Raw genomic sequence first — 25001 nt, 5'->3', positions numbered from 1 at the left:
TGGCCGTTTATTAAATCTACTACGGAAAAATACGATGGCGATACTGATTGCACACGTGACTATTTAACCGAAAATTAATATGCGTTGTTTTAATGATCCTGGTCAGGTTTGCCGGTAAAAATTAATATCATTTTGTAGTTTCATCTTGTTATTCAAGGTTCCGTGGCCGAGTGGCTAGGCCAAGGTCCGCAAGACCTTTTACAGTAGTTCGAATCTGCTCGGAACCTCAGGAAAAGGACCATCTCGTCTCGGCTCAGCCGAAATGGGACGGTCCTTTTTTGTTTTATATAGATTAACAGCTTTATTTTTTAATTTAGCCACATATTTTAGTTCAAATTATGGGTATAGAATGGAATATTGGATGCTTAAAATGCAAAAGACAAATTTGGCTTGGCTCAGAGAAACCATACAAATGGAAAGGTTTTCAAATTAAAAATGAAGATGTCGAACGATTTTTATCTCTTCACTCACAGTGTGACAAGAATATAAATGGAAACTTACTGTTAACAAACGATGGAACGATTGATATTCCCTGGTATAGTGATGATACAAAATTAGAATGGCAGGAAGATATTTTGTCAAGAACTTTTTGTTTTGACTCCTGGTTTAATAAAGCCTTTTATTGTCCAGGTTGTTCAAAAAAGCTTGACGATGACGAAGAACTCCGAAAGCTGAACGGCGACGTAAAGAAAAACTCCTATTTGTGGTTTTGCAATGATGCCTGCTTCGACAGGTACGTTGAGAATTATAGAAAAAACGAGGAAACGATCATTTACGATTCAACGAATGACCAGCAACAACCAGCAACAGGAGCCGTTTTTGAAGTTTGTTGTACCAGGTGTAAAACGTTTGTTGTTATAGACAATTTAAAAGATGCAGATGAAATAACAAGAGACTTTGAATACTTAGCATTATTCTTAGAGGAACATATTGGACATGATCATCTGTTAAAAGTAAATTTTGACAATAATAATATACTTTGGAAAGAAACAAAATACATGGACAAGTGGAAAGAATATGTGTATTAAATAGCATCCTTACCTACAATACTGACAACCCCGGTAAGGGGATAAGGCGACAGAATTATTATTATGAAATATTGGTATTGAATGGATAATAATAGCAATTATAAAGTTCACTTTGTTTATTCAAGCCTTGAAGGTGCAACAGAGACTGAAAGCATGTGGGCCGAAAAAATTGGTGATTACTATAAAATATTGAATGTGGCTTTTTTTGCGCCCAATATTGCATATGGTGATATCGTTAAAGTTGAGGATGATGGTGGCGTTCTTTATTTTGATGAACTAATTGAAGAGTCTGGCCATAGTACAATTCAAATGATAATATTTGATAAGGATCATCAGTCGATGATTGAAAATGAAATATTGGGATTTGGATGCGATTGGGAAGGTAGTCATAGAAAAAATTATATTTCCATTGATGTCCCCTCTGAAGTTTCATATGTTAGATTTAAAGAGTATTTAATGGAAGGGCAAATGGAAAACAGGTGGAATTTTAAAGAAGCTTGTTTAAGTCAGATTCATAGAAGCTAATAAATATCAGATATAGAAAAGCCACAGCAATCGCCGTGGTAGGTCAAACCAATATTCTAATTGCGTTCAGGACAGGTGCTTACTGTATGTTTTTTGCTGTGCTGTATATTTTGTAGAAACACCAGCGAATAAACAGGACAGCGAGCAATAGAAATAAATGGTGGAATTAGAAGGATAAAAGATAACTTATAATGGGACTTGAATCATATTTACTAGAGGTCTGTTTTAAAAACCCTGTTTCCCAAACAGACATAAAAGACATTATTGAGAGTGCAGGAGCCACTTTTCTCGCCCAAAAATCCAATACTGAACCATTTGACACATATCGAAATTTCTATTTTGAAATAAGGTCGGATCTCGGTCTGACAGAACTAAATATTCTATTGGCTCCAGAAAAAAGGGTTGTTACTAATTTCTCATTACGATTCTCCATTTTAAGCCCTTCGAGTGTAATAGACCAGAGCTTTGAGTTCCTGAATAAAATAAATACAATAAGAAGCATCAAAGTTATAGACACCGACAATAAATTAAAGGAGCTTGATTTAAGCGCTGATCAATTTAAACTAAATAAGGACATAGTACGCAAGCGTCAAATTATAATAAACAATAAGACTGGACTTGTTATTGAAGGAGGTGCTGACACAACTGAATACATTCACAACAATAACCTGATGGAGAAGATTTGGGGACAAAATTAAAATTTATTGACGATACAATAGTTCTTGAGATTGCAAGGCCGTTTGAAAAGTAACAGCGATAAGCTATAAGCATCTGAATGAATGAAATACATGATGAATTTCGATGCGACGGTATGGAATGACAGCAAAACATTTCCAACTGTTGTACATAATCTAATAATTTTGTGATTGTTCCTTGCAGAACACAGCCTGAGACTTCAATACCAAATCTCTTAAGATATTCATGGAAGAATTTGAAAACAACGACCTAAATCTGAAAGGTAAAATATATGGGTCCGCGCCAGTACAGTCAGATGGAACCATAAACGGTTTTCCATTTTATTTTAGAGCAAGATGGGACGAGTGGTCATTTGCAATTTCTGAAAATCCCGATATATCCCCGGTAGACATACAATTGATTGACGCAGGAAAAGAGTATGGATATTTTGCCGAAGGACGTATAGGCAAGGCATGGGAATACCTGGCAAGTTACATGGAAGTCAATATGGTTAAAGACATCATAACTAAATGTACAATCGAATATTTGAAAACTAAACTGTGATCGAAAAACCAAAACATACAACGGTCAGCAACAACGGCTTCTTACCTTTATTATTAGATAATATTATGAGACACATTCTACTTATTTTAACAACATTTTTTTTATTGACCTCATGTGCAAATCAAGCGACAAATTCACCGACTGTTTCTCAATCACAAACTGTTGATAGTTCAATTTTATTTATAGGACTGTTTCCCGAAATAAGTACAGTCGATTTACATATTTATTCACCTGACGACACACTAACTACAGACAAATTTCAAGGCAAACAAATCCCTACATCCTTTTACAAGTATCTGAAGTTTGACAATAATATTGATCCTGTTATGGCAGACACTTCATATCATTTTTTCAGCTGCTTCCAGTTTAAAATTACAGATACAAAAATTGGATTAATTATTAGACGACCCAGCCAATATAGTGAGACTGCAATTGATTTATACACTTGGGACAATTCGCAAAAGAAAATTGTTGATGTAACTAATTTGACAGATGCTTTTGGTGACGAAGGTTGGCATTTCGTTCAGGATGCCTGGGTTAAAGACTTAAACAACGATAAAAACCTTGATATAATTACAAGACGAAAAGACGTTGACCAGGATTTGGATGACACTACAAAAATTTCAAGAAAAGATTCGTTATTCGTTTTTTTGAACAATGGCGCTACTTTTAAAAAGACAAACTTCCAGCTGGACACTTCTAAATTTCAATTAAAGTATTGGACAGACTAATAAATACGGTCTCCAACATCAGACAAACAATTATCATCCATGATAATTGTTATGAACAATGGCAAACCCAAAGAATTTCATATTTAGTTGAGTGCCACATAATGAAAATCCATTTCAACAATAATACTTCGAACCAAAAAGAGCCTTCAAATCCAATGACCTGAAGGCTCATGTAAATTTTAATCGGGGTAGCTGCCGGCGCACATTAGGAATAAATAATACTTCATAAAAATATCATGACTATTCCAGGGCAGCGGGCAGCTTTAAAGTTGTTTTTTCATTTAAGTACTTATAGGCAACTCCTGCAATTAAGGCACCCAGTATCGGAGCAACAATAAATAACCATAATTGTGCAATCGCCCATCCACCAACAAATACAGCCTGACTAATGCTCCTCGCAGGATTAACAGATGTATTGGTAACAGGGATGCTTACCAGGTGAATTAAAGTCAAGGCAAGCCCTATTGCTATACCTGCAAAACCCTTGGGTGCTCTTTCATCTGTTGCGCCTAAAATGATCATAAGGAACATAAACGTCATTACCGTCTCTGTAACAAATGCCGCCGGAAGGCTGTATTTCCCCGGAGAGTATTCACCATACCCATTAGCGGCAAAGGTTCCTATAGACGATCCATTGCCTGTTACAATAAAATATAAAACTACTGCAGCGGCAAGGCCTCCTGCAATTTGTGAAACGATATAGGGCAGTACCTCACCCGCCGGATGTCTGCCGCCAGCCCAAAGACCGATAGTGACGGCCGGGTTAAGATGGGCCCCTGAAATGTGGCCCATTGAGTAAGCAATAGTAAGTACTGTAAGACCAAAAGCAATAGCCACACCAACAAAACCTATTCCTAAATGAGGAAAAGAAGCAGCCAGTAAAGCGCTGCCACACCCTCCGAACACCAGCCAGAAAGTGCCAATGAATTCCGCAATATTTTTCTTCATGATCTTTATTTAAGTTTTATAATGAAACTACCAGTTTAATAGAGTAACGATCTTTTGTCTTGAAATTTGAATTAGATGGGCAGGGTGAAGCCAGGAAACGGAATGGATCTCTTCAGGAGAATGCGTGTAATTGAGATACAAGTTTACAATGAAATAGCAACTCTGGTGTCATTTTACGGTTAAATATTAGTATCCCATGTGTGAACCTGGCCTCATCTATGTGTGAACCATGTGTCAAAACTTATGTTTCCCTAATGACGCACACATGGTTCACACATGGACGACACATGGTTCAGGCAGTATATAGACCTATTAACAACATTCATCCCGGGTATGTTGCTGTTCGTCCCGGTTCCGTCAATTGAAATGGGGAATTACCGATAGCAAATGTCATTCGTACCGGATCTTTCCGAAGCCCGTCCCAGGTTTGACACAAGCTGATCCCATTTTGCCACAACCTGCCTGTTTTGCATGTACTTTTGTATAGTTCAGGTGGTAATTCGCCTACCCGGGCAGATACTTGTTGGCGAACGCTGTACCGGGATTGTACATTTACAAAAAGCCAGAATATGAAAAGAAATATTTTTAACAACACCATCGCTACGCTTATAGTCCTGTTATTTGTATTCACCGGCACGTCCTTCGCGCAACAGGCAGGCATAAAACGTACAGACTTACAAAAACATGACCTCAGTATACCCGGTCGGGAAATGGTACAGGTGCGCGTTGACATTGCACCAGGAGTAACGGCTGCCAAACATAACCATCCGGGCGAAGAGGTCATATACGTTTTGGAAGGCGAACTCGAATACCAGCTGGAAGGCAAACCACCGGTGACGCTCAAAGCAGGCGAAGTACTGTTCATTCCAGCCGGCGTAGCCCATACCGCCAAAAATGTGGGTAAAACAAATGGTGCAGAGCTGGCAACATACATTGTTGAAAAAGGAAAACCGCTGGTTAAGGTCTTGTGACAAGGATCACAAAAACAATTGCCCGGTCAAAAGTGAGGCATGTCACGCAATAGCCTGGTGAATTGTCTTGAACTTTGGACCGTCATCTAAAGACAAAAAATATGAAAGACAATACCAACCACATTGAGGTAATGATGTTCTCAAAAACAATGGCTGCTAAATGGAGTCAGAGTGAATTAGTAAAATGGTTCACAACATCTATTCTGCCTGCGATTGAACATCAGGAGAAAAATACGAAGAAACTGTTTGCCGGCATTTTAAGAAACGACGCCCCTATTCATCTGTCGTGATAAAAAGATTAAACTTATTTCTTCTTCATTATCAGCCTTGCTTTTTGCAATTGGGAAATGAGGGTCTTAGTATATGACTTGCTGAATGCATTGATATCTGCAGGATTAAAAATTTCAGAATCGACTGACCACATCTTTTCTTCAGTAGCAGCATCATACAAATTGCTTTGCATAAAGTAGACCTTGTCATTGGTAAAATAGGATGGCGTTGAAACGGTGGTGTACGCCCCACTATAGTAAGCATAATAATTACCTGCAGGGGTATAATTGGTCATGGGTGCGTAGGCAGTTGTTCCCTCTGTATGTTTTACCCGGTCTTCTTTTCTTAATAAGGAGGCAAGAAACACGCCATCACAACCACTTTCTTTTATCTTACTAACCACTTCTTCTTTAGTAGGTTTTTTAGGATTCTGGATATCAAACGGCATTACGTCTACACTTTTAACATTCTTTAAGCCCCTTGCCGTGGCTATTTTCGACAGATCACCTTCCAGCTTCACTCTTGCCTGGATATCTGCCGTTACCACCAGAATAAAAAGATTGCTATACGTTTTGTCCTTTATCTTTTCTTTGTTTATCCAAACACCAGCCGATTCTTTGGGCGATTTGCAGGTAGCCAAAAAGATTGTCAGTAAACTTGCTGACAGCATAAAAATGCTTTTCATAATTCTGGTTGAAGTATTAAGAAATAACCTGGCGAAGTAGACAAAAACAATTTTTGTTATTTTCTCAATCTTTCCAAAAAAACAGCTGGCCGAGTTGCCCGAATTTATAAATGCTGGCAAGATAATAATCCTCTGTCACGCAACTGCTTTCTCAATTGTCTTCCTGCAGCTTCTCATAAACCACCCGCCGTTCTTAGAATTTTGCAAGAAATGCTGAAATCTGTGTACGCCCGGCGGGTGGTTTATGAAGCATCTTTGTAAGGTCATTTTAAAGACACAAAACATGAAAAAAAACAACAACAATTACATTGAAGTAATGGTAATCTCCAAAACTTTAGCAAACCAATGGAGTGAAAACGATATGGTAAAATGGTTTACAACCATCATACAACCTGCCGTTGAACGGCAGGAATTGTATGTAAAAAAAATATTTAAAGGAACGCTGACCAACCTGCTGCCCGTTTACCTGTCGTAATTTATTTCAACGGGATCAATTGTACAGCTCCGTCCAGGCCCGATGGCTGCACCTTCCACTTGCCGGCATCGAAGTTCTGGTAGTTGATGTTCACAAAATTTATCTCGTGGTAATTGCGCCATACTTCCCCTTTACGGTCCATATCGCGAATACGATTGGCCATCAGGTTACACACTTCTATGCTGATGGTATTGTTGCCTTCTTTCAGCAAGCTGCCCACTTTCAATTCATACGGCAGGCTCCAGATCAAACCCGCATCCTTGCCATTGATGATCACTTTGGCCGATTCATACAGCTTATCCAATTGCAATACGTAATCTGCTGCTTTGTTTTTGATAGTGAAGGTGGTAGTATACATCCCTGTTCCTGAGAATGACTGGGTGGTGGAATCTTCGGTGAAACTGGTCCAGGGTTTAATCCCGGTCATTTGTTTGGTGGCTGGTAATTGCGGACCGCCTGTTGCAAAACGCAACGTCCAGGTATTGTTTTGTAAATTGATGGCTTCACCGGCTGGTGCACTGTATTTATAAGCGGGTGCTGTTTCTGCCTTGTTCGATAATTTTAAGATGACGGACCCGCCTGATCTTAATTGCAGTCTTACTGAAGTGGCGTTTGTTTTCTTTTCACCTGGCAACACGTTGATGGCGCCGTTCAGAGGGTCCATGCGTAATACGGTAGCGGCTGGTGTTTGCAAATCTATTTTTTCATCGATATCGTTGGCAGTATTGTTTACAATGAAGTAATATTTCCCTTCTGCAGTTTGACGGCGAATGAATTTCAGTTGTTTGGCTGCCATTGGTTCGGGCGAAATCTTCAGGGTGTTTAATGAGCTGGCAACATCCCCGGTAATAATTTTCGCTTTCTTTATTTCAGCAATCAATGCATTCAGTTCCTGGTTCCCTTTTTCAGGATTATTAAATCCGGGCACCTCCTTTGGGAATTGTTCCATGATCACCGTAGCGCCTGCTGCGGCCAGTCTGATGATATTTTTCAAAGTAGCCACCGGCATTTTCTCACAGGCCGGCACCAACAATACTTTGTGTTTGGCACCTTTGGCAACTACGCTCACCAATCCATTGCTCACACTTGCCTGTGCCAGCATTTTGTCCGATGCAAAATCCAGTGAGTAACCGGCGTTTTGCAAACCCACTACATTTTTATAGAAATTGGTTGGGTGCAGCCATTTGTCTACGTCATGCACTTTCAGCGGCATGTCCATCCCTTTTGCATTGTGCCATACATCGTACACCGGCCAGTAAATAAGTATTTCATTATCCGGCTCACCGGCCTGTAACACCGATTGACAACGCGCGATGTATTCATTCAAACCCTTCAGGTGTGGCCATAATGAATTATCGGGCACAAAGTTTACCGAAGCATAAAACAACCAGCCCGGCCATTTTACATCGGCAGGCGTAAACGTGGTGCCATGATAAAATACATGGTTGATGCCCGACAGGAATACCTGGTCTACTTCAGGTTTACACTGGCTCCAGGCTGTTTTAAAATGTTCGCTTAACCAGGTAAAGGTTTCACAGCTTGTCAATGGTTTGCCATAGGCATGTGCGGCCGAGGAAGCAAACTTCAACATATTGGGATCAGGGTCAACATTGCGGATGTCGCCGCTGTCTCTTTTTAATCCTTTTATGGGGAAATAACTGCTGCCAAAAGTTTCTGTTTCAGGAATATCGAAAGCGCCATACAGATCGAGCAGGTTGCCGGGTGAACCATGCGCCTGGTTTACCGACAGGGTATTTCGTTTATTGGTCCATTGGGTGAAAACGGTACTGAAATTTTCCCGCATCAGGTCGGCCAGGGTTTCGCGGTAATCTGATTTTAATCGCGCAACGGTATCATTTACGGCATCGGAAATAAACAGGTTGATGTATTGCCGCAGGTCGTAACCGCGTCGTTTTTGGAATTCGGTAAAGAAGTCGGGCGTCCAGTCGGCATTGTATACTTCGTAGCTGTCGTTAAAAAATGCTTTTACACCATGTGAGGAATTGCCAAACGCGGTATCGAAGATCTTAAAATAGTCGGCTGTAGCGGCTTTGGAAAAGTGATCGATGGTATATCCTTCCCCACCCGGCGCGGCTCTTTTTACCGCCTGCCGGGTTTTGCCGGTGAATACCGCATATAATTTCAGGTCATCGGTTGTGGTGTATTGCAGGTTACCACTGGCATCCAGCTTACTGGTAAGATCGATGGCCACGCCATTCTTCTTATACCCCATCAGAGCGTTTAATGCGGCAAACCCTGTTTGTTTGGGATCATTAACGATGATCTTTTCAGTAAAAGGAGTGTTTGCTTTCAACTCATATTGCTGAACGATCAGTTTGGAGGCAGCATCCTGGATAGTAACATCTGCCCCGCCAATGGGCCAGCCTGTACCTACCGAGATGTATACGCCCATATTCAACGCATTTGATTGTTGAACCGTGTGATCGAGCATTTTCATCCACTGGGGTGATAAATACTTTAAATAACGGCTTTCATAGCCTTTGGCGCCATAGATGGGAACAACCTCTACCCCACCAAAACCAACCTGGTTATACTGCTGTAAGGAGGTACTGATGTTCTTTTCATCCACCGCGCTGCCCATCCACCACCATCGGGTCCAGGGACGGGTTTGCTGGTTTATTGCAGGCCATTTTGTTTGTGCAGAAACGGGTAATGTGAGTGCTGTTATACAGCAGGCAAGGATCGTTTTTCGTAACATGTGGCTAATATAGCGGAATTAGAATGGTACACCTTCCTGTACTATCAGGATCAGGGAAGCAACTCACCCACCCATAGTGTTTTGGCTGGCACTTTTAATTTGTTATTAATGTCTGCGGTAACGCCGTCGATTATATTCCTGGCTTTGGTAAATGGCTTTGTTCTTTCCCCGAACCGGTGCATGTCTATTTCCTTTACCTGATCGGCAGGGTTCATGACACACATGACGGTTTGTACCGCGGTATAGCGGAAATAGACGTACACGCCGTCTTCCGGCACATACTGCATCAGTTTTCCTGTTGTTAATGCCGGGGATGTTTTGCGATAATTGGCCAGCGTTCTTACATAATTGTACACATCATTTTCGGCGGGTGTTCTGCCGCCCGGTTCAAACTTATTAGCGGCATCGCCGGACCAGCCACCGGGAAAATCCAGTCGTACCAATCCATCGGGATCGGCAAAATTCTTCATCAGGATCTCTGTGCCATAATACAACTGCGGAATGCCCCGGAAGGTTAGCAGCCAGGCTATGCCCATTTTTTGTTTGGCGATGTCCTCGCCTACTACACTGAAAAAACGGCTGATATCGTGGTTGTCGAGAAAGATCACATTCTTCCCGGGATCGGCATATACAAAATCATTGGTGGTGGTGAGGTACAGGCGGTTCACGCCTTCCGTCCAGCCAACTGCCTGGGTCAATGCCGGTACAATGCCATAGAGATTGAGTTGAAAATCGGTTACACCCGGCAGGTTGCTTTTATACGGGATATCGTATTTGTTACGGGCAAAAAAACTCTGGTTGGGAATGCCATGCACCCAGGTTTCGCCAAACAGATGTAATTGCGGGTATTCATCGAGCAGGGCTTTATTGCACCGGTTCATAAAATCGAGGTCGTTGTAGGCATAGGTATCTATGCGCCAGCCATCGAGCCCGAATTCTTCGGTACACCAAATTGCATGTTGAATAAGAAAGCTGGCCGCCTGCGGATTGTTTTGGTTCAGATCGGGCATTACGGGTGAGAACCAGCCATTACTCATTCTTTTTTTATCGATCTGAGCAGCATACGGGTCCATCAGCACCTGGTCTTTGTACGTGGTATTGGTATACACGGGCCACCAGTGAAACCAGCTGCTATCTGGCAGATCGCGATACAGAAAATGTTCGATGCCTACATGGTTGTATACGGCATCCTGAATGATCTTCATACCGCGTTTGTGCAAACTGTCAATCAGTTCCCGATAGGCGCTGGCACCACCCAGCCGCGGATCGATGGTATAGTGATCGGTAAAGGCATAACCATGTTCCGTACGATCGGGCATATCGTTTAACAGTACGGGATTCAGCCATAAGGCTGTTACGCCCAGTTGCTGTAGATAACCAAGGTAGTTTTGAATGCCTTTCAGATCGCCGCCATGGCGTTTAAAATAATTGCTCCGGTCAAGGCTTTGGTCTTTCAATCCCGCAATACGATCATTGGAGGTATCGCCATTGCTGAAGCGGTCGGGCATAATCAGGTATATGAGGTCGGAACTGTTGATGCCTTTGATGCGGGTTTTGCCGTTTTGGGTATTTCGTGGCTGGAGGCTATACGTCAATTGCGCCACAACCGCAGTAGTATTATGGAAGGTAAAGGTAAGCAGCCCGGGCGCCGTGGTTTTGCCGATATCGAGATAAATAGTAAGGTAATTGGGATTGGCGTACGTACTTACGCTGGTCATTTTCACCCCGGCATATGGTTTCAGCGCAACGCGGCCAGCCGATTTGATATTGGTGGCATGCACCAGCAATTGCAGCTTTGTATTTTTCATGCCTGTCCACCAATGGGTGGGATATACTTTCAAACTATCAACAGCCCACGTTTCCAACACCAATAAACAACAACTTATAAGCACCAATAATTTTCTACAGCAGATCATCGTGAGTTTTTTCTTTTACAATTAAAGCACAAACAATTCCTGCCACCATCAGTAAGGTGCCCCCGATCTGCACCGCCAACAGCCGGTCGTTGTGCAGAAAGTTTTCCATGATCTTTCCAAAAAAAAGCGAGGCAATGATCTCGGGCAATACAATAAAGAAATTAAAGATGCCCATATAAATACCGATCTTGTTTTCAGGTAAATGTCCGGCCAGCATGGAGTATGGCATCGACAAAATAGAGGCCCAGGCAATGCCCACCATACTCATGGATACATATAACAAAGAAGGGTCGCTGATATATTTTACGGTGAATAAACCAATGCCGCCAATGAGCAGACAAAAAGTATGTGTCATTTTTTTGCCCAGTTTGGCTACCCAAAAAGACAATGTGAGGGAAAACAAAAAGGTAACGAGATTTAAAATGGAGGAAGTGGCATTGGCGTGTTCTATCCCCTGCGTGTAAAGGTTATTTGAAGTAGCAGGATCGCCTTTAAAAATATCGCGGGCCACGCCGGTAGTATAGTAAAACCACATCAGGAACAAACCGGGCCAGGTAAGGAATTGAACCAGCGCCAGTCTTTTCATTTGGACGGGCATTTGAAAAATAGAGGCCGTGATCTCTTTTACAGCGCCGCTAAAACCGCCGCCATGTTCTGCATTCAACCGTTCGCGCCAGTTGGGATCGGTGGGTGGATATTCTTTGCTTTTGAACACGGTATACAATACCGCTGTGAGGAACATAATGCCGCCTATATAAAACGACCACATAATGTTTTGTGGAATGCCGCCCGCGGTTTTCTCCCGAGAAACACCCAACCAGTTCACCAATATACCGGGTAAGAACCCGGCGATAAACGCGGCGGCCCCAATAAACATGCTTTGCATTGAATACCCAAAGGGACGCTGCTGCTCATTGAGGTTGTCGGCTACAAAGGCACGGAATGGTTCCATACTAACATTGATGCATGAGTCAAGGATCCACAGCGTACCCGCTGCCATCCAGATGGCAGAAGCGTTGGGCATGATAAATAAAGCAAGTGAACTCAGGATGGCGCCGATCAAAAAGAAAGGTCTTCTGCGGCCCCAGGTGGGGTGCCAGGTACGGTCGCTGAGATAGCCGATAATCGGTTGTACCAACAGGCCGGTCATGGGTGCTGCCAGCCACAGTCCGGGTATTTGTTCGGCCGATGCGCCCAGGTATTCATAAATAGCGCTCATGTTGTTCATTTGTAACGACCAGCCAAACTGTATTCCAAAGAAACCGAAACACATATTCCAGATCTGCCAGAAGTTAAAATGGGGTTTTGACTGAATGGCCGTTTCGGTATCCAATACTATCGGGGATGGTTCCATATGCAATCGCTTTGAGTACGTGTAAGATACGAAAAGTAAGTTGACAAGTTCACAAGTTGATCAGTTGACAAGTTGATACCCTCTCTGCCTTCTGCCCTCTGCCTTCTGCCCTCTGCCTTCTGCCCTCTGCCCTCTGCCCTCTGCCCTCTGCACTCTGCCTTCTGCACTCTGCCTTCTGCACTCTGCCTTCTGCCTTTCCGTACAGTGTCCGTATCGAAACCGAACAGTTTCATACATCAGAATAATTGTATACTACTGATAATTACCCTTATAGCTTCCGGCATTTTTATGGTACTGGTTATACGTCACACCAAAACGCATCCCATGTTTAAAAGCTATCTAAAAATCGCCTGGCGTAACCTGCTTAAAAACAAGTTGCATTCCTTTATCAACATCACCGGGCTGGCAACCGGAATGGCAGTAGCTCTGCTGGTAGGTTTATGGATCTGGGATGAAGTGTCGTTCGACAGGCATTTTCGCAACCATGACCGGCTGGCACAGGTGCTGTGTAACCAAACCGATAAGGGCGAAACCTATACCGACAATTCCTTAGCAATGCCAGTGGGCGAAGCATTGCGTTCAAAATATGGACAGGATCTCAAATATGTATCCCTGGCCAGTTGGGAAAACGATTTTTTAGTGGAGGCTGGTGATAAAAAATTCGATCGCAAAGGGATGTGGGTGCAACCTGATTTTCCCGGTATGTTCACCTATTCTCTGGTTCGTGGTAACGCACAGGCTTTACAAGACCCTTCTTCGGTACTCATTTCCCAATCGTTGGCCAATGCTGTTTTTGCCGGCAACGATCCGTTGAATAGGATCATAAGACTAAACAACCAGTTCGATCTGAAGGTGGCCGGGGTGTTTGAAGACCTGCCCCGCAACACCAACTTTTACAATGTTCAGGTGCTTTTGCCCTGGGAGAACAAAGCAAACTGGTTAAACAAACAAACCTCCTGGAATAACCACTGCGGCCAGTTATTTATACAATTGAACGACAAGGTTGATCTCCCTGCCTTAAATGAAAAGATAAAAGCCATTCCCACACCGTATATAAAAGCATTCAAAGAAGAGATCATGCTGCACCCGTTTGATAAACTTCATTTATATACTGAATTCAAACAGGGTAAAGCGGTGGGCGGCCGCATTGATTTTGTATGGTTGTTTGGTATTGTGGGCGTGTTTGTATTACTGCTTGCCTGTATCAACTTCATGAACCTTTCTACCGCCAGAAGCACTGTGCGCGCCCGCGAGGTAGGCATTCGAAAAACAATCGGATCGCTGCGCATACAATTGATCACCCAATTCCTGGGCGAATCGATGATCGTTGTTTGCCTGGCGTTTTTCCTGGCGATCATGCTGGTACAATTGTCGCTGCCATTCTTTAATAACCTGGCCGATAAAGAGATCCCCATGCGGTGGACGAACCCCGTCTTCTGGTCACTGGCATTGTGCTTTATTTTGTTTACCGGACTGATTGCCGGCAGTTACCCGGCTTTTTATTTGTCCCGTTTCAAACCTGTAAAAGTGTTGAAAGGGGTTATACAAACGGGACGCTTTGCCAGTATGCCCCGCAAAATACTGGTGGTAGTTCAATTCACCGTTTCGGTAACACTGATCATTTGCACCATTGTTGTTTTTCTGCAGATCAATCATGCCAAAGACAGACCTGTTGGGTATAACCGCGCCGGACTGATCACCGTTAACATGAAAACACCGGAACTGCGGAAGAATTATAACGCCATACGTACAGATCTGCTGCAATCGGGTGTGGTAGAACAAATGGCCCGCTCAAGCCATTCTGCTACTTATTTCCCCAATAATAACGGCATCAACTGGCGCGGAAAAGATCCCGCCCAGGTAGTATTTTACAGAACAGTAACCGTATCGCCTGATTTTGGTAAAACCATTAACTGGCACATAAAAGAAGGACGTGATTTTTATTCGGATGTTCCTACCGATTCGGGATCTGTTGTATTAAATGAAGCCGGGGCACAAACAACCGGGTTAAAAAATATTGTGGGAGAGATCATTCAATACGGCGATAAAAATTATACCGTGGTGGGCGTTGTTGATAATATGGTTACCCAATCGCCTTATGAACCCGTTCCGCCAGCCATTTTCTTCCTCGATGGTTATCTGGGCATTATTACTATAAGAATAAAACCGGGCACCCCCATTCATCAGGCATTGGCGAAAATAGAACCGGTGTTTAAAAAGTATAATGCGGGCAACCCGTTCGAATACAAATTTGTCGACAACGAGTATGCTCAAAAGTTTTCGAATGAAACGCGCATAGGCAACCTCGCTACCTTCTTTGCCAGCCTCGCCATCTTTATCTCCTGTTTGGGTTTATTCGGACTGGCCTCTTTTATAACCGAACAACGCACCAAGGAGATTGGTGTCCGTAAAGTGTTGGGCGCCTCCCTATTTAATTTATGGCATTTGTTATCGAAGGAATTTACCCTGCTGGTAACTATCTCTTTATTGATCGCGATACCGATTGCCTGGTACGCTATGCATAACTGGTTACAGGATTACCAGTACCGGATCGAAATTTCGTGGTGGATCTTTGTAGCGACCGCGCTTGGCGCCTTACTGATCACACTGCTAACGGTAAGCTTTCAGGCCATTAAAGCCGCGATGATGAAACCGGTGAAAAGTTTGAAAACGGAATGAAAGGAAATGGGCAATGGTGAATAAGCAATGGGCCGCGACGCGGATTATTGCGCAGAGGTGTATTCCCATTGCCTACCAACAATAAAAAAGGTGAACCACCCTTTACAGATGATCCACCCTTACTCTTATGCTTGTCGCTTATATCACAAACCCATCAGGCAATATAGAGCCTTTCTTCACAACGACAATCCCGTCTTTGATGGTGTATAACGAGTGATCAGTATTTTCGAGGTGATTGCTGCCATTGATGCGCACATCGTTACCAATGCGGCAGTTTTTATCGATGATGGCATTGCGGATGTAACAACGTTCGCCGATACCCAGCTTCGGCAACCCTCTTTCCAGGGAATGCTGCATTTCTTCAATGGTCTCGAAGTAATCGGAGCCCATCACATAACTGCTCACCACGGTAGTACCGTGTCCAATACGGCTGCGGATACCGATCACGCTGTTCTCAATGCGGCTTGCATTGATGATGCTGCCTTCAGCAATGATGGTTTTTTCGAGCGTGGTACCGCTGATCTTAGCCGGCGGCAACATGCGGGCACGGGTATATACGGCGTTCCTGTTATCGAATAAATTGAATGGCGGAATATCCTGGGTGAGTGCGAGGTTGGCTTCAAAGAAGGAATAGATATGGCCGATATCGGTCCAGTATCCATCGTACTCATAGCTCATGATCTTGTGCACGCCGATCGATTTGGGAAGAATTTCCTTACCGAAGTCGGTAGCACCTTTATGTTCTTCCATTAACTGATCAAAGATCAGTTTACGGTTGAAGATATAGATACCCATGGATGCCAGGTATACCCTGCCCTGCTTTTGCATTTCAGGACTGGTTTCGCTTTTCCAGTCGGGCAACAGGTCCTGTTTGGGTTTTTCGATGAATGAGGTAATGTGGCCGTCTTTGTCGGCTTTCAGAATACCGAAATCGGAGGCTTCCTTGGCATGAACCGGAATGGTGGCAACCGAGATGGCGGCACCCGATTCGCGGTGTTTGTTGATCATGTCCTGGAAGTCCATCTGGTACAATTGATCGCCCGAAAGAACTAGCACGTATTCAAAATCGTGCTGGCTCAGGTGACGTAATGATTTGCGTACGGCATCGGCTGTACCCTGGTACCACGATGGATTATCGGGGGTTTGCTCTGCGGCCAGAATGTCAACAAATGCACTGCTGAAAATACTGAAGTGATACGTGTTCTTGATGTGTTTGTTCAGCGATGCCGAGTTGAACTGCGTTAAAACAAACATGCGGTTGATACCGGAGTTGATACAGTTTGAAATAGGTATATCTACCAAACGATATTTTCCGGCGATAGGCACTGCGGGTTTCGAACGGCTGGCAGTAAGGGGATAAAGTCGTGTACCGGCTCCTCCGCCCAGGATGACAGCAATCACTTGTTTGCTCATGGTTGTAAATTTTAACCTTCTTGTTCTTTTATTCCTTGTTCTAGTCTACTCTACTCTTCTTAAAGTTATACAATTATTGCGTTACTAACGACGAATAAAGTTGTATATACTGCTTCACACTGCTTTCCCAGCTGAAGTCGAGGTTCATCATTTTCTGCCTGATCGTTTTCATCCGTTCTTTATCGTGGTATACTTCGGCAGCACGCCATACCGCATGGGTAATATCGGGTACACTGGCATGGTTATAACAAATACCGTATCCATTCACGTCACCAAAATCGATAACGGTATCTTTTAACCCGCCGGTGCGGCGTACCATAGGCACGGTGCCATATCGCATGGAGTACATTTGGTTCAGTCCACAGGGTTCTACGCGTGAAGGCATCAACAAAAAATCAAGCCCGGCATACATGGTATGACTTAACCCTTCGTTATAACCGATGTATACGTTATAATCAGATTGCGATAATGGTTTTAGCGCTGATAACCGGGCTTCCACTTCGGGGAAACCGCTTCCCAATACGAGGAAGTTCATCCGGCGGCCAACAAAATAAAACGAATCGCTGATGACCTGGGGTAACAGATCGGCGCCCTTTTCGCCTACGAGGCGGCCTATGAAACCTATCAGAGGTTTATCATAGTCGAGGCCAAACTGATCGCACAACAGCATTTTATTTTTTGCCTTACCGGCTTCGTAATCGTGCTCTGTAAAATGATGTTGTAAATATTCATCCGTTTCCGGGTCCCATACCTTCGCATCGATGCCATTCAGGATCCCCACACATTTCCCTTTTTCATATTCGAACAGCGCTTCCAGCCCTGCACTCATCCATTTCAGCTCCTGCAGGTAACTGGGGCTTACAGTAGTTACTTTATCGGCGCATTTGATAGCGCTGGCCAGTGGGTTGATGGTATTGTTCCAGTCCAGCATTCCCCACTTCCACATATCCCATTGGGGAATGAGGATGCTTTTGCTCCAGGGCATCCAGCCCTGGTACTGGGCATTGTGAATGGTCAATACTGTTTTTACAGTGGAGAGCCCCCGGTATTTCAGACAATTTTTTGTCATAAAGGGGATCAACCCGGTATGGTGATCGTGCACATGCAGGATGTCGGGCTTTTTAGCCCAGGTATTCACCCAGTCGAGCACGCAGATCTGAAAAGCGGTGAAACGTTCGTTGTCGTCGTTGTAGCCATACACTTTTTCGCGGTCGAGCAACCCATTCACGTCAACCAGGTACAGTTCAAAACCCAGTTTATTGGTCTTTTCCTTGATGATCGTAAATTCAAACCACCAGTTGCCCATGTTGGTGCTGGCTTTGTGCACCACCTGCCATTCATTGGCATATAGAAATTTGGTACGGTACATGGGCATAACCACCCGGGCCGTGTGCCCCAGGTCATTCATGTATTTTGGTAAGGCCCCTACCACATCTCCCAAACCACCAGCCTTAGCAACAGGGTAACATTCCGCGCTTACGTGTAAAATATCCATTCTTAAATGTCGGGTTAATAGTAAAAAGGAAATGTGCGTTCAATATAGGAAGGATTTTGATTGAATGATGCAGTTCTATAAAAAATGATTACAAAACATTGCTTATATGATTCTTTTTATAGACTGATACCGGTTCCGGCAACAGAAATTTTCATGCCCGATGCGGCTAAAGCGGTATCTTGGCAATTGCTTTTGAAAAACGCTTAAAAAGGTAATTGATTTTGTGCAGCCGGTCCCCGGGGTAATTGGGGGGAAGCCTGTGGCAAAAACTTGTTATTTTTAAATCATCTTTTGACTAAAAACCAACCTTTCAATGAGTCAACAAACCAAATGGTCGCAATTTGCCGTACTTGTTTCTGTTTTCTTTTTCTGGGGATTCGTTGCTGCCAGTAACGACATCCTGATCCCCGTTTTCCGGGAAAAATTACACCTGGAGCCCTGGCAATCCCAGATGATCTCCTTTGCCTTTTATGTAGCTTATACTGTAGGTTCTGTTATTTACTACCTGGTTAGTAAAGCAACCGGTGGTGATATCTTAAATAAAATTGGTTATAAGAACGGTATTGCGTTGGGCCTGGTGATCTCCGCCCTTGGTACGCTGTTGTTTTATCCCGCTGCCCAAAGCGAGTCGTTCTTCATAATGATCTCTGGTCTTTTCATTGTTGGACTTGGTTTTTCCCTGCAGCAAACAGCTGCCAACCCGCTGGCCATTGTAATGGGTGATCCTAAAACCGGCTCACAGCGTTTAAGCATGGCAGGCGGTATCAATAACCTGGGTACTACATTGGGCCCAGTGGTGGTTAGTCTGGCCATTTTTGGTTCCGTGACCGAAGGTTCCAAAGTAGCTGATATTGGCGCGGTAAAAGTACCTTACCTCGTACTGGGTGCTGCCTTCATTCTGGTTGCCGTCATATTTAAATTCTCTCCTATTCCTAATCAGATCAAACACGATGAGGAAGTTGAATCGGATCCACTGGCTTTTACCCCCGCGGTAAAAAGCAGTGCGTTAAAATATTCGCAGCTTTGGCTGGGCATGATCGGCATTTTTATTTATGTGGGTGTAGAAGTGGCCACGGCCAGTAACCTGCCTCAGTTCATGAGCGAGCACGTAAAAGAAAACGGTTTGCCGTTCCCTACTGAAAAAATTGCCCCGTTTGTTTCGTTGTACTGGGCCAGTTTAATGATGGGCCGCTGGACGTCTTCCGTAGGCGCTTTTGGCTTTAGTGCTTCGGTTAAATCTGTGCTGCGATTCATTATGCCGTACCTCGCATTTGGCGTTTTCCTGTTGATCAATAAGATCGCTAACCACGATATTACTCCTTTTTATATTTATGCTGCGGTGATCGTTGCCCTGATCATCGGCGATCTGCTGAGCAAGGGAAATCCTGCCCGCCAGTTGCTGATCTTTTCGCTCTGTGGCATGACCGCCCTCATCATTGGTATGCTGAGCAATGGTATGGTAAGCGTATATGCGTTTACCAGCGTAGGATTGTTCTGCTCTACCTTGTGGCCCTGTATCTTCACGCTGGCTATTGCCGGTTTAGGACGTCATACCAATGAAGGCGCCAGCTTCCTGATCATGATGATCATGGGTGGTGGCTTTATAAGTCTGTTACAGGGCTGGCTGGCCGGTGGAAACTTACTCGGCATTCAGGCCTCTTTCATTGTAGGCGTTTTCTGTTTTGCCTACCTGGCATTTTATGCCATTCGTGCCAAGGCCATTTTGAAGGCCCAGGGTATTGATTATGACAAATTGGAAAGCGGTGGAGGCCATTGATACACGAATTGTGTAACAATGATGGTATCTTCATAGCGCAATATGGTCCGCAGGGGCTTTTTATGACTGAAAATTGAAACTGAATTATAGAGCAATGAGACAACAAGAATATGCCATAGGAATTGATATTGGCGGCACCAACACAGTTTTTGGGATCGTAGATCACCGGGGCGATATTTCGTACCGGGGTGCCATTTCAACCCGTAAGCACAGTAACATTTCTGATTATATCGATGAACTGGCCATAGCCCTGGCTCCGGCTATCGACCATGTAGGCGGCATCAATTACATCCGTGGTATGGGTATTGGCGCCCCCAATGGAAATTATTACAAAGGGACTATTGAATATGCCCCGAATTTACCCTGGAAAGGGCTGGTACCCCTGGTACAGCTCATGAACGATAAATTCGGCGTTCCCTGCTCCCTTACCAATGATGCCAACGCAGCCGCAGTAGGTGAAATGATGTATGGCGTGGCCCGTGGTATGCGCGATTTCATTATGATCACCCTGGGCACGGGCGTAGGCAGCGGCATTGTGGCCAATGGCCAGCTGATCTATGGACACGACGGTTTTGCCGGCGAACTGGGCCATACCACCACCATCCCCGGCGGCCGTTTACACAAGGGCACCGGTTTACGTGGTTCGCTGGAAGCCTATGCTTCCGCTACCGGCGTGGCATTGACCGCTAACGAATTCCTCGACCGTGACCCCAAACGCGACAGCCTGCTGCGCAATTATGCCAAAGAAGAAATCGATTCCCGCATCGTATATGATTGCGCCATCCAGGGCGATGCGATCGCTCAGGAAGTATACCAGTTTACCGGTGAGGTACTGGGACTGGCACTGGCCAATTTCGTCATGTTCTCATCGCCCGAAGCCATCATTCTATTCGGGGGCATGACCAAAGCCGGCGACCTGATTTTGAAACCTACCCGCGAGCACATGGAAAAAAACCTGCTCCCGATTTTCCAGAACAAGGTAAAACTGTTGTTCTCTGAATTAAAAGAAGCCGATGCGGCGATTCTTGGGGCAAGTGCGTTGGTGTGGGAGGTGAAGGCGGATAAAGTAGTTTAGTTGACGAGTTAACCAGTTAACCAGTTGACGAGTTCAACGCAAGTTGAATCTCCATAAAAGTGGCTGGTTGACGACGGAAGAATAAAAGAAAGGGCGCATGCAGTTTAAAACCTGCCTGCGCCCTTTCTTTTATCAAATTTTCTTATCTTCTTACTTCAGGCATTTTCATGCCTCAAGAATCGCTTTTTATCAAAATTTATCTTATCAACCCCTGCATTCCTGGTTAACTCGTCAACTTGTTAACTCGTCAACCCATCAACTACATCTTCTTCCTCCGCTCCTTCTTAATAACCATAAACACACTCGCCACCGGCCGCTCCCCTTCCTTATCCGCCGGCTGAATAGTTTCTTTTCCATTTATAAGCATACAACTGCTGCCGCCGCCATCGAGGTTGATGGCTTCTTCACAGCCCAGCTCCACTAAAATGCGGGCCGTTTCGTCGAGCGTGGCGCCTTCGGCCACACCGGGATTGCGGCCCTGTATAACCAGGATAATCAACCGGTGATTATGGGTATAACCGATAGCCGTACGCGGATGCTGGTCGTTCCGTTCAAAGGCGTACAGTTGTTCTTCTTTATTGGTAATGAATACCGCGCCTTCCTGTACCAGTACCGGGCCGCCACCAATGGCGGTATGCATTTTCCACCAGTTCCATTGTTCAATGGTGTGCAGATCGGCAAAGGACGGGTCGGGCCTGCTGCCTTTGGCAATAATGGGATGGGTTTGAAACCCATAAGGCCATCGTTTGGCCGAGTCAGTGAACAGCCAGGCTACATCGGCCAGTCTTTTTTTAGTAATACCGAATGCACTGCGGGTAGCATAATAAAATGAATCGTTGAACAGGCTTTTCAGGGCCGGAATATTGTAAGAAACCATCTTCCCCTCGCGGATGATCACGTTCAGGTTCTGGTTGGTTTGATAGGAGAAATATCCGCCATTTACGACGATATAGGGCTTATGTTCGCGGTTATAGTATTGAGTAGGTGTATAACTGTTACCGGCGCCCGTTTGGGTGGTAAAGTCGATCTGTTTGTCTTTCAGTTTTACTTCAACGCAAAAGGCTTTGAAGGGGCGGCCGTTTAAGGAGTCGGAAGTTTTAAAAACGCGGATGGCGCGGGGCAGGCTGTCAAATTCGTCATTGGCCTTTTTCCAGTGCAACTGGGCGAAGCCGATTGCAGGTAAAAGGCAGATCGTTAGTAATATTGAGTATGCAATTCGCAATATTCAGCAGTAAGAAGTATGAAGTACGAAGTAAGAGGCAGGAGGCAGGAAGCATGAAAATCTGTATTTCTTACCTCCTGCTTCTTACTTCTGTATTTTTCAACTGTTCAATACTTTTTATCTACAGGCGTATTAATTAAGATATCATCATCTCTTTCTGCTTCAGCCACTGTTCCTTGCCGTAACCTGGAATAACGTGTTTTTCGCTGTGATAAGAAGAACGAACCAGCGGACCGCTTTCCACATAGTCGAAGCCGATGTTATACCCAAACTCACGGAACTCGGCAAATTCGTCGGGGTGTACAAACCGAAGTACCGGTAAATGCTTTTTGGTAGGTTGCAGGTACTGACCAAGGGTAATTACATCCACGCCGCTGTTACGCAGGTCCTGCATGGTTTGCATTACTTCCTCTTTGGTTTCACCCAGTCCGCACATGATACCGCTTTTGGTGCGCATGCCACCTTCTTTCAGTATTTTCAACACTTCCATGCTGCGGCGGTATTTTGCCTGAATACGTACCTGGCGCGTAAGGCGCTCAACGGTTTCAATATTGTGTGATACTACTTCGGGATGCGCATCGATGATCCGTTGAATATCTTCAGCCTTTCCTTTGAAATCGGGGATCAGCGTTTCAAGCGTAGTATCGGGAGTTAATGCTTTTACAGCTTTAATGGTATTGTGCCAGATGGTACTGCCGCCATCTTTCAGTTCATCGCGGTCAACCGAGGTTAACACGGCGTGTTTCACTTTCATCAGGTGGATGGCTTCTGCCACGCGCTGGGGTTCATCCCAGTCCACGGAATCGGGACGGCCGGTAGCAACTGCGCAAAAACCACAGCTGCGGGTGCACACATTACCCAGGATCATAAAGGTGGCGGTGCCTTCGCCCCAGCACTCACCCATATTGGGACAATTGCCGCTTTCGCAAATGGTGTGCAGTTTATGCGTATCAACCAGGTTGCGTACGTGCCGGTAGTTTTCGCCGGTAGGTAATTTTACACGCAGCCAGTTGGGCTTTTTTACAACGGAGTTCGATTCATTTACACTACTGATAACTGGTAATTCCTGCATATGTCTAAATATTCTGATTAAACCTTAGGGTGTTTCCATATCAGGTATATTAACACACCAAAACCCAAAAGGTTTTCTGTAACAAATTGATAGCTAAATAACTACTAAATAAATAGGGTTCAATTCACTTACAAAAATAACATAAAAACTGGTTCCCGGGGCTTTTAGTTATCCCGTAAGAGGGTATAAATCAAGGGGCAGAAGGCAGAGGGCAGAGAAAGGAAGAAGAACAGTCAGCCTTTTTTCTTTTTTACAGCTTTACTCTACGAGACGCAGGCGAGAAAACGGCAGACGGCAGACGGCAGACGGCAAACGGCAAGCGGCAAACGGCTCGCGAACTTTGCAATTAATGATCCAATTTAATAACCTTAGTAATCTAATAGCCTATAACCAATAACCTGAAATCTGGAACCTGGAACCTCCCATTGCCCATTGCCTTTTCCTACTGCCTACTGCCTTTATCTCTGCCCTCTGCCTTCTGCCCTCTGCCCATTGCCTTTAAAAAAAGGTGGGCCACTCATTAAGAATGACCCACCTTAATATGTTTAAGTTCCCCTTTAGGGCATCACTTTCGCTTACCCAGCAACAGGGAAATATAGGCATTGAAGAAAAAGTTCTTCTCGGGGTTATAGGCCATTTGAGCTACTTTCTGAATATAATATTCGGCATTCAGTCCCACTTCTACTGCCGCTACGGTTTCGTTAAAGCGGCCATAATCGAAGCGGAGGGCGCCCTTGGCATGTAATCCATATTTAGGCTGCACCTTGTCCCAGCCAACAGTAAAACCGGAAGCACCCTGCTCCAGGTAACCGCTGTCGGTAATTTCGGGATAGGTTTTGCGATAGCGTTGTTGCGCCTGGTCTATCACGTCAACATAATACGGCTTTTGTAACCCAACGCTGATACCACCGGTATAAATGGCCATTACGCCAACCCCGTTTTTGTTGCCCTTGCCACCAATAATGCGTTGCTGGCCGGCACTGAGTTTTACCTGGTAAAAGTTATTGAGCTTGCCGAAAATTACGCTGTTGAAGTTGAATCCATTCAGCAGCGAGGTGCGCTTTTCTTTCTTATGCTTTTTTTCGTTGATCTCTATTTGAAAGATGTTAGCCACCCGCGCGCTTTTAAACCGTCCTATTTCATAGGAAAGCCCATAGCCATCGGTATTAAGCTTAATACCGAAGATGTTTTGTTTGTTGAAAATAATTTCCCCTTCTTCTTCTTGTTTTACCAGGGCATTGATCCTTTCTTTTCTAGCGGCCTGTTTGTCTTTTTTTGCTGTTGGCGATTTGGGTGTAGGGTTATCTTGCGCCCATGTTTCGGAAGCAAGGGTACCAGCCAAAAGGAACAAAACAATTTTCTTCACTGGCTATGATTTGATTATTAGACGTAAATTTAAGGTAAAAA

Annotated in this window: 21 protein-coding genes; 11 read left to right on the top strand and 10 right to left on the bottom strand. The window is 44.4% G+C overall.

Annotation, left to right across the window (positions count from 1 at the left end; all coding sequences use genetic code 11):
* Window positions 1-338 precede the first annotated feature (338 nt).
* The 5 genes from BMX95_RS19570 (at window position 339) to BMX95_RS19550 (ending at window position 3523) form a co-directional block, all read left to right on the top strand.
* Complete coding sequence (locus BMX95_RS19570) at window positions 339-1028, top strand: hypothetical protein (protein ID WP_081203973.1); 690 nt, start codon at window positions 339-341, stop codon at window positions 1026-1028.
* A gap of 81 nt (window positions 1029-1109) precedes the next feature.
* A complete protein-coding gene (locus BMX95_RS19565) occupies window positions 1110-1553 on the top strand; it encodes a DUF4265 domain-containing protein (RefSeq protein WP_081203974.1) in 444 nt (147 codons plus the stop codon).
* Between the two features lie 191 nt (window positions 1554-1744).
* The gene (locus BMX95_RS19560; RefSeq protein WP_081203975.1) at window positions 1745-2251 is read left to right on the top strand and encodes a hypothetical protein; all 507 of its coding nucleotides are present in this window, start codon (window positions 1745-1747) and stop codon (window positions 2249-2251) included.
* Between the two features lie 223 nt (window positions 2252-2474).
* Complete coding sequence (locus BMX95_RS19555) at window positions 2475-2792, top strand: hypothetical protein (RefSeq protein WP_081203976.1); 318 nt, start codon at window positions 2475-2477, stop codon at window positions 2790-2792.
* Complete coding sequence (locus BMX95_RS19550) at window positions 2789-3523, top strand: hypothetical protein (RefSeq protein ID WP_081203977.1); 735 nt, start codon at window positions 2789-2791, stop codon at window positions 3521-3523. The genes BMX95_RS19555 and BMX95_RS19550 overlap by 4 nt, the downstream gene beginning before the upstream one ends.
* Before the next feature lie 240 nt (window positions 3524-3763).
* Here the strand turns inward: BMX95_RS19550 and aqpZ are convergent, their stop codons facing one another.
* Complete coding sequence (gene aqpZ / locus BMX95_RS19545) at window positions 3764-4471, bottom strand: aquaporin Z (RefSeq protein WP_081203978.1); 708 nt, start codon at window positions 4469-4471, stop codon at window positions 3764-3766.
* A 569-nt stretch (window positions 4472-5040) separates the two neighbouring features.
* Here aqpZ and BMX95_RS19540 point away from each other — a divergent pair.
* Together BMX95_RS19540 and BMX95_RS19535 are read left to right on the top strand one after the other, a co-directional pair.
* The gene (locus tag BMX95_RS19540; RefSeq protein WP_081203979.1) at window positions 5041-5442 is read left to right on the top strand and encodes a cupin domain-containing protein; all 402 of its coding nucleotides are present in this window, start codon (window positions 5041-5043) and stop codon (window positions 5440-5442) included.
* A 101-nt stretch (window positions 5443-5543) separates the two neighbouring features.
* On the top strand, window positions 5544-5732 hold the full coding sequence (locus tag BMX95_RS19535; protein ID WP_081203980.1) for a hypothetical protein: 189 nt from the start codon (window positions 5544-5546) through the stop codon (window positions 5730-5732).
* A 14-nt stretch (window positions 5733-5746) separates the two neighbouring features.
* Here the strand turns inward: BMX95_RS19535 and BMX95_RS19530 are convergent, their stop codons facing one another.
* The gene (locus tag BMX95_RS19530; protein ID WP_133054065.1) at window positions 5747-6397 is read right to left on the bottom strand and encodes a hypothetical protein; all 651 of its coding nucleotides are present in this window, start codon (window positions 6395-6397) and stop codon (window positions 5747-5749) included.
* A gap of 283 nt (window positions 6398-6680) precedes the next feature.
* Here BMX95_RS19530 and BMX95_RS19525 point away from each other — a divergent pair, with 283 nt between their 5' ends.
* The gene (locus tag BMX95_RS19525) at window positions 6681-6872 is read left to right on the top strand and encodes a hypothetical protein (protein ID WP_081203982.1); all 192 of its coding nucleotides are present in this window, start codon (window positions 6681-6683) and stop codon (window positions 6870-6872) included.
* Between the two features lies 1 nt (window position 6873).
* Here BMX95_RS19525 and BMX95_RS19520 read toward each other — a convergent pair whose 3' ends face one another.
* From BMX95_RS19520 to BMX95_RS19510, 3 genes are read right to left on the bottom strand one after another with little or no spacing between them, the layout of a single operon-like run.
* The gene (locus BMX95_RS19520; RefSeq protein ID WP_081203983.1) at window positions 6874-9591 is read right to left on the bottom strand and encodes a glycosyl hydrolase; all 2718 of its coding nucleotides are present in this window, start codon (window positions 9589-9591) and stop codon (window positions 6874-6876) included.
* Window positions 9592-9641: 50 nt separating this feature from the next.
* Window positions 9642-11507 carry a glycoside hydrolase family 13 protein gene (locus tag BMX95_RS19515; protein WP_081203984.1) on the bottom strand — a complete coding sequence of 622 codons (1866 nt, stop codon included), beginning with the start codon at window positions 11505-11507 and terminating at the stop codon, window positions 9642-9644.
* Entirely contained in the window at window positions 11494-12861 is a 1368-nt protein-coding gene (locus BMX95_RS19510) for an MFS transporter (RefSeq protein WP_081203985.1), read from the bottom strand. Before BMX95_RS19510 ends, BMX95_RS19515 begins: the two co-directional genes overlap by 14 nt.
* A gap of 324 nt (window positions 12862-13185) precedes the next feature.
* Here BMX95_RS19510 and BMX95_RS19505 point away from each other — a divergent pair, with 324 nt between their 5' ends.
* Window positions 13186-15540 (top strand): ABC transporter permease, encoded by a 2355-nt coding sequence (locus tag BMX95_RS19505; RefSeq protein ID WP_081204144.1) that lies wholly within the window; start codon window positions 13186-13188, stop codon window positions 15538-15540.
* A 138-nt stretch (window positions 15541-15678) separates the two neighbouring features.
* Here the strand turns inward: BMX95_RS19505 and BMX95_RS19500 are convergent, their stop codons facing one another.
* Both BMX95_RS19500 and BMX95_RS19495 read right to left on the bottom strand, forming a co-directional pair.
* A complete protein-coding gene (locus BMX95_RS19500) occupies window positions 15679-16953 on the bottom strand; it encodes a glucose-1-phosphate adenylyltransferase (RefSeq protein WP_081203986.1) in 1275 nt (424 codons plus the stop codon).
* Between the two features lie 73 nt (window positions 16954-17026).
* Entirely contained in the window at window positions 17027-18448 is a 1422-nt protein-coding gene (locus BMX95_RS19495; RefSeq protein WP_081203987.1) for a glycogen synthase, read from the bottom strand.
* A gap of 313 nt (window positions 18449-18761) precedes the next feature.
* Between BMX95_RS19495 and BMX95_RS19490 the strand changes: the two genes are divergently transcribed.
* Both BMX95_RS19490 and BMX95_RS19485 read left to right on the top strand, forming a co-directional pair.
* On the top strand, window positions 18762-20225 hold the full coding sequence (locus BMX95_RS19490) for an MFS transporter (RefSeq protein ID WP_081203988.1): 1464 nt from the start codon (window positions 18762-18764) through the stop codon (window positions 20223-20225).
* A gap of 94 nt (window positions 20226-20319) precedes the next feature.
* A complete protein-coding gene (locus tag BMX95_RS19485) occupies window positions 20320-21300 on the top strand; it encodes an ROK family protein (protein WP_081203989.1) in 981 nt (326 codons plus the stop codon).
* A gap of 259 nt (window positions 21301-21559) precedes the next feature.
* Here BMX95_RS19485 and BMX95_RS19480 read toward each other — a convergent pair whose 3' ends face one another.
* The 3 genes from BMX95_RS19480 to BMX95_RS19470 form a co-directional block, all read right to left on the bottom strand.
* Complete coding sequence (locus tag BMX95_RS19480) at window positions 21560-22459, bottom strand: phosphodiester glycosidase family protein (protein ID WP_165759095.1); 900 nt, start codon at window positions 22457-22459, stop codon at window positions 21560-21562.
* 199 nt (window positions 22460-22658) lie between these two features.
* Window positions 22659-23594, bottom strand: coding sequence for a lipoyl synthase (gene lipA / locus BMX95_RS19475; protein ID WP_081203991.1), 936 nt, complete (start codon window positions 23592-23594; stop codon window positions 22659-22661).
* 565 nt (window positions 23595-24159) lie between these two features.
* Window positions 24160-24960, bottom strand: a complete 801-nt coding sequence (locus BMX95_RS19470) for a hypothetical protein (RefSeq protein ID WP_081203992.1) — start codon at window positions 24958-24960, stop codon at window positions 24160-24162.
* Between the last annotated feature and the right edge of the window lie 41 nt (window positions 24961-25001).

Source organism: Niastella yeongjuensis (assembly GCF_900110245.1).
In the GTDB taxonomy this organism is placed as follows: domain Bacteria; phylum Bacteroidota; class Bacteroidia; order Chitinophagales; family Chitinophagaceae; genus Niastella; species Niastella yeongjuensis.
Note: the sequence above shows the minus strand (reverse complement) of the source record. Positions and strands in the feature narration are given on the sequence as shown.